The sequence below is a fragment of the Microbacterium sp. IO18 genome (genome assembly GCF_049099505.1).
Lineage (GTDB): Bacteria > Actinomycetota > Actinomycetes > Actinomycetales > Microbacteriaceae > Microbacterium > Microbacterium aurugineum.
Map to the genome: position 1 here is coordinate 2,370,285 of NZ_JBMJAF010000001.1, position 14,126 is coordinate 2,384,410.

The window sequence follows — 14,126 nt, forward strand, 5'->3', positions numbered from 1 at the left end:
GAGATGGCAAAGCTGATTCTCACGAATGAGGTCGCCGGGCTCGGTAGCGCCGGTGACGTGGTCGAGGTCAAGAACGGGTACGCCCGGAACTTCCTCATCCCCCAGGGTTTCGCTACGGCGTGGACCCGCGGTGGCGAAAAGCAGGTCGCATCGATCCAGGCCGCGCGTCAGGCACGCGCGATCCACGATCGTGACGACGCTGTCGCGCTGAAGAACGCTCTCGAGGGCACCAAGGTGCGCCTCACGGTCAAGGCCGGCAAGGAGGGTCGTCTCTTCGGCTCGGTCAAGACCGACCACGTCGCGGATGCTGTCGCAGCCGCCGGCCTGGGGTCGATCGACAAGCGCAAGGTGCACATCACCTCGCCGATCAAGTCGACCGGCGACCACGAGGCGACCGTGCGTCTGCACGAAGACGTCACTGCAGTCATCACGCTGCAGGTCATCGCCGCGAAGTAACGCTGTTCTCGAACGCCCCCTCTCCCTCGGGAGAGGGGGCGTTCGGCGTCTCCGGGGCGTGAGGGCACGGCCGCACGAGGACACGGGGTAGGTCGACCGCGTGGGGAGCGCCGCCGAGATTCAGTAGTGCCCCTCACGTATCCGCTCCGCGCGTCCTCTGACCTGGTCGGCGAGGCTTAGACGTTCGGCGAGAGATCTGGACGAAAGTCGCCAATATATCGGCGTAATGAGACGTGCCCTCGACCCGTCTCATTAGTGGGAGCAATGCTCGGCCGATCACGGTGCGAGCTCATCGGGCGGAGGGGCCTCATGAACGGACGAAACGGAGTGACTCAGCTCTTCGAGGAGCTGGAAGTCGAATGCGGCGCAAGTGTGGAGTGCATCACGGACCGGGTGTCGGTCCTGCAGGGGGTGGACATCGAGGTCGAGCTGCTCGGCGAGGGGGAGTGGGCGAGCATCGCGCCCTTCGTGCTCGTGAACGGTGATCGCGCGCGGATCCTCCTCCGGGAATCCGACCCGCGGTGGTACCGGCTGCACGTCGTGGTCCACCAACTGGCGCATCTGCTCTGCGGGCACACGCAGTGCGCGGCGCTGCCCATGTCGTTCGAGGGGTCGCCGGACCCGACGCCGGCCGACCGTCTCACCCACGAGCTCCTGCACCGGCAGGAAGCAGAGGCGGAAGAGATCTCCCGGCGGCTGAGCGCGTTCGTCCTCGCTGCGGACTCCGCGCCGTCGCGCGCCCTGCTCGTCTAGTCCAGGCACCGGCGTCCGCCCCGTCGGCGGCGAGGAATCTCAGCAGCACGAGAGCGTGGAACTGGCCTCAAGGTCGATGGTCCGCGGGCCCATCGAACGACAGCAGTGCCGGTCTTATGCGGCCGAACTCGCTACACCCCGGCCGTGGTGGCGGCGACGCGTGAGCCGGTACCGAAGCAGTGACCATGGTCAAGCGCGTCCCCGACGCACCTGCGAGAGGCTATCGCCGAAGCCTCCGAGGGGTTCGGATGGCGTGACCTCGTGGAGCGGTATCGCGCGGCGATCATCCCGTACGGCGAGGTCGACGACATCCCCTGACTCGGTCTTCCCGCGCTGCCTCCTCGCCGGTTGGCGGTGCACCTGTCGGGAGAATCCGTCCGGAGACGGCGTTCGAGGCTACTTTCTCCTTGCATCTGCCCAGGCTCCCGACAAGTGGACCTCGGATGCTTTGGACGGGCGCGACGGATGCCCCGTGGTGGGATTTCCACGGGGCATCCGCCCGTTCTGCGCCGGCGTCCGGCGACGGGGAGCTGGGGGCTACGAACCCGTCGCGATGGGGTGGGTGATGACGCGTCGGCGCACCGGTGGTGCGGGGTCTCCTCCCCCGAGGACAGCCGCACCGCCGGCGTTTCTCCCTACGCCGACGCTCCGCGACGTCGCAGAAGGCCCGCGCCTCCGAGGGCGAGCAGGATCATGGCGAGGACGATCAGTCCTGCCGATGAGCCCCCGCCCGTCATCGCGAGCCCCGTCGACTGGCCGGTCCACGCCGCGCCCGAAGCGGTGGCGGAACCGGTCGAAGTGCCGGGGTCCGTTCCCGGGTCCGTTCCGGGGTCCGTGCCCGGATCCGTTCCCGGGTCGGTTCCCGGGTCGGTTCCCGGGTCGGTGCCGGGGTCGGTTCCCGGGTCGGTGCCGGGGTCGGTTCCCGGGTCGGTGCCGGGGTCGGTTCCCGGGTCGGTGCCGGGGTCCGTTCCCGGGTCCGTCACCGCGGCCTCGCCGAGCACCGAGATGGCGTTGCCGCCGAGCGTGATCGGAAGGCTGATCGGCAGTGCCAGTTGGGTGCCGCCGAGGATGCCGCCGAGACCGCTGGTGGTGATGCCGCCGGTGGTCGGGGTGGCCGGTGCCGAGGTGTTCCCGCCGGTGCCGGTGACGGTCGCGTCATCGAGCAGCGAGATCGCGTTGCCGGTCACGCCCACGGGGGCGGTGACGGGTGCGGTGATCTGGGTGCCGCCGAGGACGCCGTCGGAACCACTGGTGGTGTTCCCGCCGATGGCCGGAGTGGCCGGTGCTGCGGCTCCCTGCGTGCCTGTACCGGTGCTGGCGCTGTCGCCGAGGAGGGAGATCGCGTTCCCCGACACCGTGATCGGTGCTGTGACGGGCGCGACGACCTGTGTGCCGCTGCCGATGCCGTCTTCGCCGGAGGTGGCTGCGTCGGTGGGGGTGGCGGGTGCCGGTGCTGCGGCTCCCTGCGTGCCCGTGCCGGTGCTGGCGCTGTCGCCGAGGAGGGAGATCGCGTTCCCCGACACCGTGATCGGTGCTGTGACGGGCGCGACGACCTGTGTGCCGCTGCCGATGCCGTCTTCGCCGGAGGTGGCTGCGTCGGTGGGGGTGGCGGGTGCCGGTGCTGCGGCTCCCTGCGTGCCCGTGCCGGTGCTGGCGCTGTCGCCGAGGAGGGAGATCGCGTTCCCCGTGACGGTGATCGGTGCTGTGACGGGCGCGACGACCTGTGTGCCGCTGCCGATGCCGTCTTCGCCGGAGGTGGCTGCGTCGGTGGGGGTGGCGGGTGCCGGTGCTGCGGCTCCCTGCGTGCCCGTGCCGGTGCTGGCGCTGTCGCCGAGGAGGGAGATCGCGTTCCCCGTGACGGTGATCGGTGCTGTGACGGGCGCGACGACCTGTGTGCCGCTGCCGATGCCGTCTTCGCCGGAGGTGGCTGCGTCGGTGGGGGTGGCGGGTGCCGGTGCTGCGGCTCCCTGCGTGCCCGTGCCGGTGCTGGCGCTGTCGCCGAGGAGGGAGATCGCGTTCCCCGTGACGGTGATCGGTGCTGTGACGGGCGCGACGACCTGTGTGCCGCTGCCGATGCCGTCTTCGCCGGAGGTGGCTGCGTCGGTGGGGGTGGCGGGTGCCGGTGCTGCGGCTCCCTGCGTGCCCGTGCCGGTGCTGGCGCTGTCGCCGACGAGGGAGATCGCGTTCCCCGTGACGGTGATCGGTGCGTTGACCGCGAGGAGCGCCTGCGTGCCCGAGAGCACGCCGTCCACGCCGTTCGTGGTCACGAGAGGCGCCTCGGCCGGTGTCCCGGACTGGGGAGCCGGGGTCTGGGGAGCCGCGGCCGGGGCGCTGGTCGAGGAGCTGTCGTCGACCAGGCTCACCGCGTTGTTCGACACGGTGACGGGAAGGTTCACGGTCACCACGGCCTGGGTGCCGGATGCCGTGCCGTCCGACCCGCTGGTGACGGGTGCAGGGGCGGGTGCGGGTGCCGGGGCGGGTGCCGGTGCGGGCGCGGGTGCCGGTGCGGAGACGACAGTGTCGCCCAGCACCGAGATCGCGTTGCCGACGACCGTGATCGGGGCGGTGATCGCTGTCTCCGCCTGGGTGCCCGAGAGCAACCCGTCCTCTCCGGTCGTCTCGGCCGCATTGGCGGCCGTCGCACCGAGGAGCGTGATGCCCCCGGCGATGAGCGTGCCCCACAGGGCCCGCTTGATGTACGTGCGCATGATCGTTCTCCTGACTGATGATGGGATCGTCTGATGGGTGCGCGCGATCGACGTGCGCGCGCAGCACGGCATCTGTCGTCCCCGAAGGAACGACGTGACGGTCCGTCAGTCAGGAGAGACGTCGGTGTCGGCGACCGGCGACGTCGGAAGAGCGTCGTCGGATGCGCCGGAGGTCCGCTCGCCAGCACGGAGCGGAGAAGGATCCACGTCGCTGAGGCGCGCGTGGGCAGCGCCTGCCCCTCCGCCGGAACCGGCGGAGGAAGACGCGGGAACAGGGCCGCCCGGGAGGGTTCCCGGGGGAGAGTTTTCGGGCGCACCGGTGGCGTCGGCGCCGGATCCGACCGTGTCGAAAGACCCGGTCGACACCGTCGGAGCGGTCGCGACGAATGCCGCGCCGGCGAGCACCCGGGACGACGCCGAGAACGGCGCCGGTCCGGGCGCGGCCTCATCTCTGGGCGCGACCGTGGTGGCGCCGGGCGTCGAGGGCTCCACGACCACTCCGGAACCCGGTGCGGGATCGGGTGTCGTCGGGTCCAGGGCGTCGAGCACGGGCGGGACGGTCGACTCCACCACACCGCCGAGAACGGCTGTGGTGTCGTCGACGACGTCGACCAGGTCGTCGACGGTCGTGATCACGCCGAGATCGGTGACGAGTCCTCCGACGAGCGGAAGGCCGGCGACGGTGTCGAGGAGTGGATCGGTGATCTGCGAGACCGGTGCGTCGGAGAGCACCGCCGTGACGGGGGCGACCACGTCGTGCGCCGTCTCCGTGACCGCCTGCACGACGGGCGCTGTCACGGTGCCGACGACCGGAGTCGCGGCGACCGTCTCCGTGACGGTCTCGACGACCGCCGGTGCGGTCTGCTGCACGGGGGCGACGACCTTGGTGACGACGGGTGCGACGGCCTTGGTGACGACCGGCGCGACCACCTTGGTGACGACCGGAGCGACAACCTCCGTGACGACCGGCTTCACGGGAGCTGTCACGCTCGACACGGTGTCGCCGACGAGCGAGGTGAGTCCGTCGAGTGGGCCATCGTCGCGGTCGTCCGCATGCGCGGATCCGCCTCCGAGGAAGACGGCGAGAGTCGCCCAGGCGAGCACTCCCAGGGCACCCCAGAGGACGGCGGCTGGAACGCCGCGTCGGGTGGCCCGAACGTCCACGTCGACCTCCCCCTCCGAAGGCAACGTCACCTCGGCGCAGATGCGTCGATTGCGGGTGACGATACTCGCGTCCCGACCGTCTGTCTAGGGGGGTATCCGCGAGTTTCCGCCGATGTCGGCCTGTGACGCGCCCGACGAAATCTCGGCTTGACTTTCCCCAGGTTCTACACATCCCATCCCCGACGGGGCCAACCTTCAACGCCCGATTTAAACTGATTCTCATCCACAGGGTGGGGAAACAGGAAAGCCCTGCTCAAGCACGATAAAAAAGTTTTAAGTCGGAGCACTCCACGGGGTTATCCACACCTGTTGTGCACAGACACTCCGACTTTGTCCGCACGCTTTCCACATGGTTATCCACAGGCCGTGTTGCATGGGGAAAGAGTCGCTCGTAGCGTGAGCGAGCGACCGAATGTCGGAGGCACCTGTTTCGCTGTGCAGGACGGCGTGACGGTCGAGGATCAGACGGCTCAGCCGTCGAGACGCCTCATCAGGGCATCGCATCGGAAACGTCGCATCGAAGGGAAGACTGTGTCGATCGCCGACATCTCAGAGGAGCGCATGGGTTCGTCGCGCGGGCCGGAGCGCACGCCTCCCCACGACCTTCTCGCCGAGCAGAGTGCTCTGGGCGGAATGCTCCTGTCGAAGGACGCGGTCGCCGATGTGATCGAGACGCTGAAGGGCGCCGACTTCTACATCCCGAAGCACGAGTTGATCTTCGAGGCCATCCTCTCGTTGTACTCGCACGGCGAGCCCACCGATGTCGTGGCCGTCACCGACGAGCTCATCAAGACGGGCGAGCTCGGTCGCGCCGGCGGTGCCGACTACCTGCACACCCTGACCTCGATCGTCCCCACCGCGGCGAATGCGGGCTACTACGCCGGCATCGTCTCGGAGCGTGCGATCCTGCGCCGACTCGTCGACGCCGGCACCCGCATCGTGCAGCTGGGCTACGCGGGCGAGGGTGACGCGACCGACCTCGTCAACAACGCGCAGGCCGAGATCTACTCGATCACCGGATCCGAGACCGCGGAGGACTACGTCCCCCTGCAGATCGCCGTCGATGCCGCGCTCGAAGAGATCGAGGCAGCGAGCGGTCGTGACGGTTCGATGACCGGTGTCCCGACCGGGTTCAAGGAACTCGACGAACTCACGAACGGTCTGCACGGCGGTCAGATGATCGTCGTCGCCGCGCGACCCGCCATGGGTAAGTCGACGCTGGCGCTCGACTTCGCGCGTGCGGCCTCCATCGGCCATGACCTTCCGTCCGTCTTCTTCTCCCTCGAGATGGGCAAGAGCGAGATCGCGATGCGTCTGCTCAGCGCCGAGGGTGCGATCCCGCTGCAGAACATGCGCAAGGGAAACCTCGACCCCCGCGACTGGACCACGGTCGCCGCGACCCGCGGACGCATCAACGACGCGCCGCTCTACATCGACGACAGCCCCAACATGACGCTCGTCGAGATCCGCGCCAAGTGCCGTCGCCTCAAGCAGCGCGAGGGGCTGCGCATGGTCATCATCGATTACCTGCAGCTGATGACGTCGGGCAAGCGCGTCGAGTCGCGACAGCAGGAGGTCTCGGAGTTCTCGCGAAGCCTGAAGCTCATCGCCAAAGAACTCCAGGTTCCGGTCATCGCCCTGTCGCAACTGAACCGTGGCCCCGAGCAGCGCACCGACAAGAAGCCCGCGATCAGCGACCTGCGAGAGTCGGGCTCGATCGAGCAGGACGCCGACATGGTCATCCTGCTGCACCGCGACTCCGTCTACGACAAAGACGTGCGACCCGGTGAAGCCGACCTGATCGTCGCCAAGCACCGCAACGGCCCGACCGCCACGATCACCGTCGCGTTCCAGGGTCACTACTCACGCTTCGCCGACATGGCTCCCGGCGGCGACTTCAACTTGTAGGTTCTCGGCGAAGATGGCGGATTCTCAGATGAAGTGGCGGACAAATGGCGGATCCGCCATGTTCCTGAGAACGCTGCATGTAGTCGGACGTGAGGGCGCCGAGTATGCGGGACGAGAGACGGCGACTCTTCCGCAAGATGTCCGAGGTCGGCCGTACGCTGAATCAGCGCCCGCACCCGGGCCGCTGGGGAGAGGTGCTCCATGACGGTTCTCGAGTCTTTCGCTACCCTGCAGTCGGTTGTCGACGCGGATGTGAAGGTCGTGCAGATTGCCCGTGACCGTCGCGACACCTTCACGTCCGCGTTGCTGACCGCGCCGGATGTGAAGGTGGTGTGGGGGTCGGGTTCGCTCGCCCGCAGCACCCAGCTGCAGCCGGTGCATGATGTGGATCTCGTGGTCGAGTTCGATCAGGACGAGCACCCGGACTGGGGCGAGGACGGGGGCTCTGCCGAAGAGGCGATCGAGCGTTGCCATGATCTGGTGAACGATCTCCTCTCCGTGTCCCACGGATCGCGCGCGCAGCTGGTGCGCCTGATCCGCACCGCCGACCGCAATCGCGCCGCGAAGTGTTTCGTCGATCCGCCGGAGCAGGACAACGCGTTCACTGTCGATGTGATGCCAGCGTTGCGACGTCCGGACGGGATCCTGATCCCGTTCAAGAAGGAGGAGCGCTGGTCGCTCGCAGACCCTGAGTACCTCATCAACGAGGTCGCACGGCGGCAGCAGGACTGGTCGTTGTTTCGCCCGCTGGTCCGGGTCCTCAAGTACTGGTCGCGTCAGCATGAAGATGTGACCGGCACGGTCAAGTCGCTCGTGATGGAGGTTCTCGCGTTGGACTGCCTGTCGGTGAGCAACAACCGACCCGAGGCGTTGAAGAACTTCTTCGTCAACGCCTCGACGCACTCCTTGCGCGTTGAAGATCCCGCGGAGCTCTCCGGGTTGATCCAGCCGAGTCTGGACGTGGCCGGTCTGCGCAGGTCCCTAGAGGATGCAGCAGCTGACGCCGTCGCGGCGCTTCGGGCCGTCGCCTCCAATGATCAGCCGGCCGCGACACGTCACTGGCAGTCCGTCTTCGGGACTGCGTTCCCGCTCGTACTGCCTCCCGGTGGAGCGGGAGAGACTGGGCCGCGTCCGGTTCGCGATTCCCCGCAGGGCTGACCTTGATCCTCCGCAGCTGGTGGGAGGATGACCCGGGTCGTCTCGCGCAGGAGATCGACGACATCGGTTCGGTGGCCCCCGCCCTCGAGTGGACGCCCGAAGGTGCCGGTCACTTCAGCGGCGCACTCCCGGTATGGCCATTCACACGACCCGAACCAGCCGGGCTGTCAAACCTCGTCGACCAGCCGCTGCGCGCGCGGGTCGCGTACGGGCACGGCTTCCCCGCGGTCCCACCAATCCTCTACCCTTTGGAACCGCAGCCCGACGTCACCCTGCGAAGCTTCACCCAGTACCACGTGCTCCCCAATGGCGGCCTCTGCCTGCTCCGTGATGCCGACCAGTGGGACCTCTTCTCGCGGACCAGCGATCTGATCCTGAAAGCGTCGGGATGGATGATCGAGTTCGCCCTGTTTCAGCGCGGCAAGATCCCGAACATGACAGTCAACGGCATCGTCACCGACGAGCAACTCGATCACTTGATCACCGCGACCGCGGAAGAGACAGCGTGACCGAGCACAGCGCATGAGTGGCGAGAACTGGCTGGTGCTGTTGCCCACCGAAGCGATGGAGGTCATCGACAAGTCGTACGCGTGGGGCAATCTCACCTGCCGTCTGTCCGCACCGGACAAGGCCGCCATAGTCGTCGCCCTCTCGAACGAAGACTCGGACCTCGTCCATCTCACGGAGGATCCCGACCACTTCCTCACGGTCGCCGACTTCAATCGCGTCGGCCACTGGTACCGAGTGCCGGCGGACGCCGCGTTTTGCGCGTACCTTCTCACCCACCAACACGCGACAATGCCCTTCGACGCCTTCCAGACCCTCGTCCCGCAGGCGATCGCACCGCTTCCCGGCCAATGGCACATCGCCGTGACCTTCTGTCCCGACCCTCCGGAGATCCGCGATGGGGAACGGCTTCCGGCCTGGTCGGCGTGGACGATCTCGAACGACACCGTCCGCCCCATTTCTTTGGACATCCAGGACGGAACCCAGCATGTGACCGCCCTTGGAAGCCTCTGGCCAACCAGCCTCCTCTCGACCTCGCGGGCGCTCCTGCTAGGCGCCGGCAGCATCGGAGGAGCCGCAGCCGAAGCACTCGCAAGCTACGGAGTTGGCCACATCGACCTGGTCGATCCTGACAAGATCCTCTTCCACAACGTTCCCCGGCACGTCCTCGCTGCCGCGAGCGTTGGAATGTCCAAAGTGGATGGATTAAAGGCATCCCTGAACAGGCAGTGGCCGGAAAGCAACATCAGCCCATGGCCCATCGACCTCACCGCCAACGCCAACATCACCCGACCCCTGATTGACGCCGCCGACATCATCATCTGCACCGTCGACGGAGTCGAACCCCGACGCGTCGCAAACTACCTTGCACGCCGTGCGGGCAAACCGATTGTGTTCGCCTGCGTCCTCGCCGACGGCAGATACGGAGAGATTCTGCGCATCCGTGCACTGCCCGAGGTCGGATGCCTCGACTGTCAGCGTCGATACATGCGCGACAACGGAATGATCGATCCCGAACCGAGCCTGGACCGAGGCTACGGGGACGGCACCCGACACAACCCGATGACCGCAATAGGTGGAGACCTTCACCTCGTTGGGAGCATCGCAGCGAAAGTCGCCGTCGCGACTCTCTTGCAAAACGCCGGTGAAGTCGATCAGACCCTCACCGATGACAACCTCGTCATCGCCCTCCGCCCATCACCCGGCTACGCCGCCCCCTTCGATGCGCGACGAGCACTCCACCCGCACTGGTCCTCCGCGACGCCCCCTTACCCGGACTGCCCCGCATGCCATCGCCACCCGTGAGCTGGACCGTCGGTATCACCCAGGGTGCGCTCACATCGATCAGAACGATCATCGCGAGAAGCGACCCCACGCTCGAAACCGGCGGTGCACTCTTCGGACACGAAAACGCCCTCGTCATTACATCCGCCTCCGCACCCGGTCCGAACGCCGTCCACTGTCGCGCGTCAGAATGTTTGGCAGGGGTAGTTAGTTGCTGATGCAACGCCCCAGCTGAGAGGTCTGAAGCATGAGTCGTCCCCCGACGATCCCGGTAGAGAAGAAGCTCCGCATCGTGTTGTCCGTGTTGCAAGGCGAGATCACGATCGCCGAAGCCGCCCGCCGCGAGAAGGTGTCCGAGCAAGCGATCGGGAACTGGAAGCGCCAGTTCCTCGAGGGCGGCAAGGCCGGCATCGAGGCGGGCAAGTCCAAACCCTCGACCCGGGAGCAGCAGCTCGAGGATGAGGTCGCGGAGTTGACGCAGGCCCTCGGTGAGGCGGCGGTCGAGATCCGGGTGTGGAAGAAGAGCGCGGAGGGCCGGCTGGGCCCTTCGAGGACCTCGAGGTGATCCGTTTGGAGGCGGGCATGCCGACGTCGAGGTTCTGCAAGCTGACGGGCGTGCCCGAGCGTTCGTATCGCCGCTGGCAGGCCAAAGCGAGAGCGGATCGCCCGCCGAAGGGTCCGTGGCCGCAGCCCGCGCGGGACGCGGCCAGGCCGCTCGCGACCAAGCACGCGCTGGCGCATCCGGCGTGGGGTCATCGGAAGATCTGGGCGATGACCCGCCACGACGGGCACCGGGTGTCGCAGGCGACCGTGCTGCGCCTGCTGCGCGATGACGGGCTGATCCTGCCGTCGGAGTATCAGAAGCAGCGCCGTGAGCTCGCGAGAGACCGTAAGGCGGCGTTCGCGAGGAACCCGACGGGCCCGAACCAGGTGTGGCAGCTGGACTTCAGCGAGTTCGAGACCACCCAGGGTGGGACGTGGCGGATCGCGGGGTGCCGGGATTGGTTCTCCAAGGTCGAGCACCCCTTCCATACCTCGCCCACGGCGAACCAGCATGACGCGATCGCCGCCGTCGAGCTCGCCCTGACCGACTACGAGCGCATGTTCGGGCACCCCCTCGTCGATCAGTGTCAGGTCGACCCGGAGACCGGCGAGCTGCTGCCGGTCGTGACCCTCGTGACTGACAATGGTGGCCCGTTCCGGTCGATGAACTTCGAGTTGTTCATCTTGCGTCACCCCGAGCTGCGGCACGTCCGCACTCGGGTGAAATCGCCCGGGCAGAACGGGTCACGCGAACGCGGGTTCGGGACGCTGAAGTACGAGCGGCTGTTCCTCGACGAGATCCCCGACGCGATGACGCTCGTCGAACGCGCTGAGGACTACCGGATCGAATACAACGAGATCCGTCCTCACGAGGCGATCGCCTGGAACCGGCCGATGGACGTGCACCTGGGCCTTGCCGACCCCACCATCCCCAACTTCGAAAGAGAAGAAATCCTGCCAAATACTTGACGCGGGACACCACCAACCCGGCTACTTCCTCCGTGACCTCGAATACACCCAACTCGCCGCGGACCGCGCCCACAAGGTCGACCGCTCACAATGGATCGGAGAATGGCACACCCATCCCAACGGTCCGCCAGAACCCAGCCCGCTGGATCTCAACACCTACATCTCCCACCTCGTCGACTTGGAACTTCGCTTCCATCGATTCATCGCGCTTATTGGGTCACCGAATCCCCGCCCGCACCTGAGCGTATGGGTGCTCGCGCAATCGCCAGACGGCATCGAACTCCACCGTGCCGCGCTCGCACTCACAGCAACCGATCAGGGCTCGCGGAACCAGATGCCACCCGGCGAAGCCACTGAAGTCCAACATCGAAGTTGAGGTTTCACCAGTACCGGCCGCTGCCCACATCATTGCTGACCGCTATGCGCGACGGGTAGAACTACGTCGTGGACCTACACAAAGCGCGTGGCGTCCGAACACGAACATTCGACACCATCCCCGCGGGCGATCTCCCAGCCGCGTCCATTGAAAGCGAGACCACCCATGTCCGAACCGTTCGACCTTGCCAAGGCATATACGGCGAAGCAGGACCACATGCTCACAGGGCTGGGGCTCATGCCGCAGTTCACAGATCATCCCGGCACCAAGGGTGACGCCACCGAGGAGCAATGGGTCAGCGTGCTCCGGGAGTTTCTTCCCCAGCGATACGGGGTCGGGCCAATCTTCGCAATCGACTCCCTCGGGCAACAGAGCGGACAGATCGACATTGCGATCTTCGATCGACAGTACTCGCCCCTTTTTTTCGAGCAGGGCGACGTCCGCTTCGTGCCGGTCGAGAGCTTGTACGCCGTTTGTGAGGTGAAGCCCAGAATGAACAAGGAGAACCTCGACTACGCCCGGGACAAGGTCGCCAGCGTTCGCCGACTTCACCGCACCTCAGCGGAGATCCGGCATGCAGGCGGTACGTATCCAGCTCAGGATCCGGAAGCCAAGCCGATCCTGGGTGTCTTTCTCAGCACGGATCTTGATTGGGGAGATATCCGCGGTGCTGCAGCTGTGGGCTCGATCACCGAGCCTCAGCCCACGGGGCTCGATCTCGGCATTGCTGTCCGAGGAGGCGCCTTCGATCAGACTGACGGGGTCGCGTACTCCCCAGGAGGACAGGAACTGATCTGGTTCGCGACGCGTCTGTATCGCGCACTTTCCCGGCTGGGAACAGCTCTAGCAATCGATCTGGATGCCTATTACGTTCCGCTGCAGTCCCCAGGCAGTTAGGAAGCCGTGCGCTCGGCCGATGCGGCTTCCCGGTCGGCGGCGTAGCGTCGCGCGGCTTCCCACCAGTAGTTGTCACGGATCCGGTAGAGCAGGGTCCGCTCTCCGGGCACGCGTCCGACGAACTCAAGGAAGTGTGCGTCGCGGAGCTTGTGGATCAGTGGGTGGACGATGCTCCCCAACAGTCCAGTCGCTTCGACGATCTGCTTGGGAGAGAAGGTGTCGCCTTCGAGGGCGGCGATCTCTATGACGACAGCGTTCATGTAGCTGTTGCCGAAGAACAGCCGCGACTCCGCTGGTGCGATCGGCTCCACTATCGTCATGCCCCGAGTTTCGCATACGTCACCGACGTCCGGCACGTGCGCGAGGTGATTCCGAGGCGACTTCCTTCCCGGTGTTGTCTATCTGACGTACACAACTTGATTCTGGTCGTTTCGAGAGTACAGTGAATGTGACATTCACTAGAACGTACGTCACGTAGTACGTAATTGACCGATTCGCAAGAGCAACTCGGTATGACGTGTGTTACGTATTCGTGGTGGTTTCGTGCATGGATGCACGCGTGTGTGGGCGCCCATGATGGCGACATGTTCACAAACCGCCGGACCGCAGGGGCTGGTTCGTTTCCGTTGTCGTACCAGGGAGCGTCGGGGCTGTGACCGGGCTGGCGTCGACGGTTCAGATTCGCAGGTCAGACGATCACGTCGATGTCATCGCCTTGAATGATGTTCGTCTTCGTCAGTTCGATACCGCGGTGCCGTGGCGGGAGTTTCGTTGGTACCGCAAGCAGCGACACTTCTCCGGCTCGTACTGGTCGGCGACGATGGAGGCCCCGGTGGGGTACGAGTCGCGGTTGGAGTATGTGAACCTGCTGCTGGCCGACTTCGACCCGCGGGTGGTGTGGATCCTCTCGCAGCCGTTTCTGCTCGACGGCGATGATCGCGGCACGCGCCGCAAGCACGTCCCGGATTACCTGTTCGTCCACGCCGATGAGTCGGGGTGCGTGGTTGATGTGAAGCCGGCTGAGAAGTTGTCACGCCCGAAAGTGCGCGATTCTCTGGGATGGTCGCGGCGCGTGATCGAGGGGCACGGCTGGGAGTACCGGGTGCAATCCGAGCCCGATCCTGTCGTGCTGGCGAACGTGCGGTTCCTCGCCGGGTATAGGCGGCGCTTCCAGTTCCTCGAGTCCGAAGTCGATGGCGCAGCAGAGTTGCTATCCACTCCGGTCACATTCGGCGAAGCGGTGCGAGCTGTCACGGCGATCACTGCCGATCCGCGATTGGCTCGGTCCGTTGTGTTGCACCTGATGTGGACGCGGCGCCTGCACACGGACCTCACCCGCGTGCTCGACATCACCAGCCTCCTGGAGACATGAGTGTCGAGCGCGACGATCCACACACCCGCAG

14 protein-coding genes are annotated in these 14,126 nt (G+C 66.3%); 11 read left to right on the forward strand and 3 right to left on the reverse strand.

Annotation, left to right across the window (positions count from 1 at the left end):
• The first annotated feature begins 3 nt into the window (after positions 1 to 3).
• Both rplI and ACLF6J_RS11315 read left to right on the forward strand, forming a co-directional pair.
• The gene (rplI, locus tag ACLF6J_RS11310; protein ID WP_047523968.1) at positions 4 to 456 is read left to right on the forward strand and encodes a 50S ribosomal protein L9; all 453 of its coding nucleotides are present in this window, start codon (positions 4 to 6) and stop codon (positions 454 to 456) included.
• Positions 457 to 765: 309 nt separating this feature from the next.
• The gene (locus tag ACLF6J_RS11315; RefSeq protein WP_134352551.1) at positions 766 to 1,209 is read left to right on the forward strand and encodes a hypothetical protein; all 444 of its coding nucleotides are present in this window, start codon (positions 766 to 768) and stop codon (positions 1,207 to 1,209) included.
• Between the two features lie 635 nt (positions 1,210 to 1,844).
• Here ACLF6J_RS11315 and ACLF6J_RS11320 read toward each other — a convergent pair.
• Both ACLF6J_RS11320 and ACLF6J_RS11325 read right to left on the reverse strand, forming a co-directional pair.
• Complete coding sequence (locus ACLF6J_RS11320) at positions 1,845 to 3,917, reverse strand: beta strand repeat-containing protein (RefSeq protein ID WP_421076883.1); 2,073 nt, start codon at positions 3,915 to 3,917, stop codon at positions 1,845 to 1,847.
• A gap of 105 nt (positions 3,918 to 4,022) precedes the next feature.
• Positions 4,023 to 5,081 carry a hypothetical protein gene (locus ACLF6J_RS11325; protein WP_244093545.1) on the reverse strand — a complete coding sequence of 353 codons (1,059 nt, stop codon included), beginning with the start codon at positions 5,079 to 5,081 and terminating at the stop codon, positions 4,023 to 4,025.
• Between the two features lie 531 nt (positions 5,082 to 5,612).
• Here ACLF6J_RS11325 and dnaB point away from each other — a divergent pair.
• The 8 genes from dnaB to ACLF6J_RS11365 all read left to right on the forward strand — a co-directional run bounded on the left by dnaB (position 5,613) and on the right by ACLF6J_RS11365 (position 12,723).
• A complete protein-coding gene (gene dnaB / locus ACLF6J_RS11330) occupies positions 5,613 to 6,989 on the forward strand; it encodes a replicative DNA helicase (RefSeq protein WP_414021151.1) in 1,377 nt (458 codons plus the stop codon).
• A gap of 201 nt (positions 6,990 to 7,190) precedes the next feature.
• Positions 7,191 to 8,147 (forward strand): hypothetical protein, encoded by a 957-nt coding sequence (locus tag ACLF6J_RS11335; protein ID WP_005054599.1) that lies wholly within the window; start codon positions 7,191 to 7,193, stop codon positions 8,145 to 8,147.
• A gap of 2 nt (positions 8,148 to 8,149) precedes the next feature.
• Complete coding sequence (locus ACLF6J_RS11340; RefSeq protein ID WP_005054597.1) at positions 8,150 to 8,656, forward strand: hypothetical protein; 507 nt, start codon at positions 8,150 to 8,152, stop codon at positions 8,654 to 8,656.
• A 55-nt stretch (positions 8,657 to 8,711) separates the two neighbouring features.
• Positions 8,712 to 9,959 carry a ThiF family adenylyltransferase gene (locus ACLF6J_RS11345; RefSeq protein WP_421076884.1) on the forward strand — a complete coding sequence of 416 codons (1,248 nt, stop codon included), beginning with the start codon at positions 8,712 to 8,714 and terminating at the stop codon, positions 9,957 to 9,959.
• 226 nt (positions 9,960 to 10,185) lie between these two features.
• On the forward strand, positions 10,186 to 10,503 hold the full coding sequence (locus ACLF6J_RS11350) for a helix-turn-helix domain-containing protein (RefSeq protein WP_195692783.1): 318 nt from the start codon (positions 10,186 to 10,188) through the stop codon (positions 10,501 to 10,503).
• A complete protein-coding gene (locus ACLF6J_RS11355; protein ID WP_195692784.1) occupies positions 10,500 to 11,450 on the forward strand; it encodes an integrase core domain-containing protein in 951 nt (316 codons plus the stop codon). The genes ACLF6J_RS11350 and ACLF6J_RS11355 overlap by 4 nt, the downstream gene beginning before the upstream one ends.
• Entirely contained in the window at positions 11,395 to 11,826 is a 432-nt protein-coding gene (locus ACLF6J_RS11360; RefSeq protein ID WP_421076885.1) for a Mov34/MPN/PAD-1 family protein, read from the forward strand. The genes ACLF6J_RS11355 and ACLF6J_RS11360 overlap by 56 nt, the downstream gene beginning before the upstream one ends.
• Before the next feature lie 165 nt (positions 11,827 to 11,991).
• Positions 11,992 to 12,723, forward strand: coding sequence for a DUF6602 domain-containing protein (locus tag ACLF6J_RS11365; RefSeq protein ID WP_005054591.1), 732 nt, complete (start codon positions 11,992 to 11,994; stop codon positions 12,721 to 12,723).
• Here ACLF6J_RS11365 and ACLF6J_RS11370 read toward each other — a convergent pair.
• Positions 12,720 to 13,043 (reverse strand): hypothetical protein, encoded by a 324-nt coding sequence (locus ACLF6J_RS11370; RefSeq protein WP_005054589.1) that lies wholly within the window; start codon positions 13,041 to 13,043, stop codon positions 12,720 to 12,722. The two genes, ACLF6J_RS11365 and ACLF6J_RS11370, sit on opposite strands and share 4 nt — an antisense overlap.
• Positions 13,044 to 13,375: 332 nt before the next feature.
• Here ACLF6J_RS11370 and ACLF6J_RS11375 point away from each other — a divergent pair, with 332 nt between their 5' ends.
• Positions 13,376 to 14,095, forward strand: coding sequence for a TnsA-like heteromeric transposase endonuclease subunit (locus tag ACLF6J_RS11375; protein WP_005055286.1), 720 nt, complete (start codon positions 13,376 to 13,378; stop codon positions 14,093 to 14,095).
• The last annotated feature ends 31 nt before the right edge of the window (positions 14,096 to 14,126 follow it).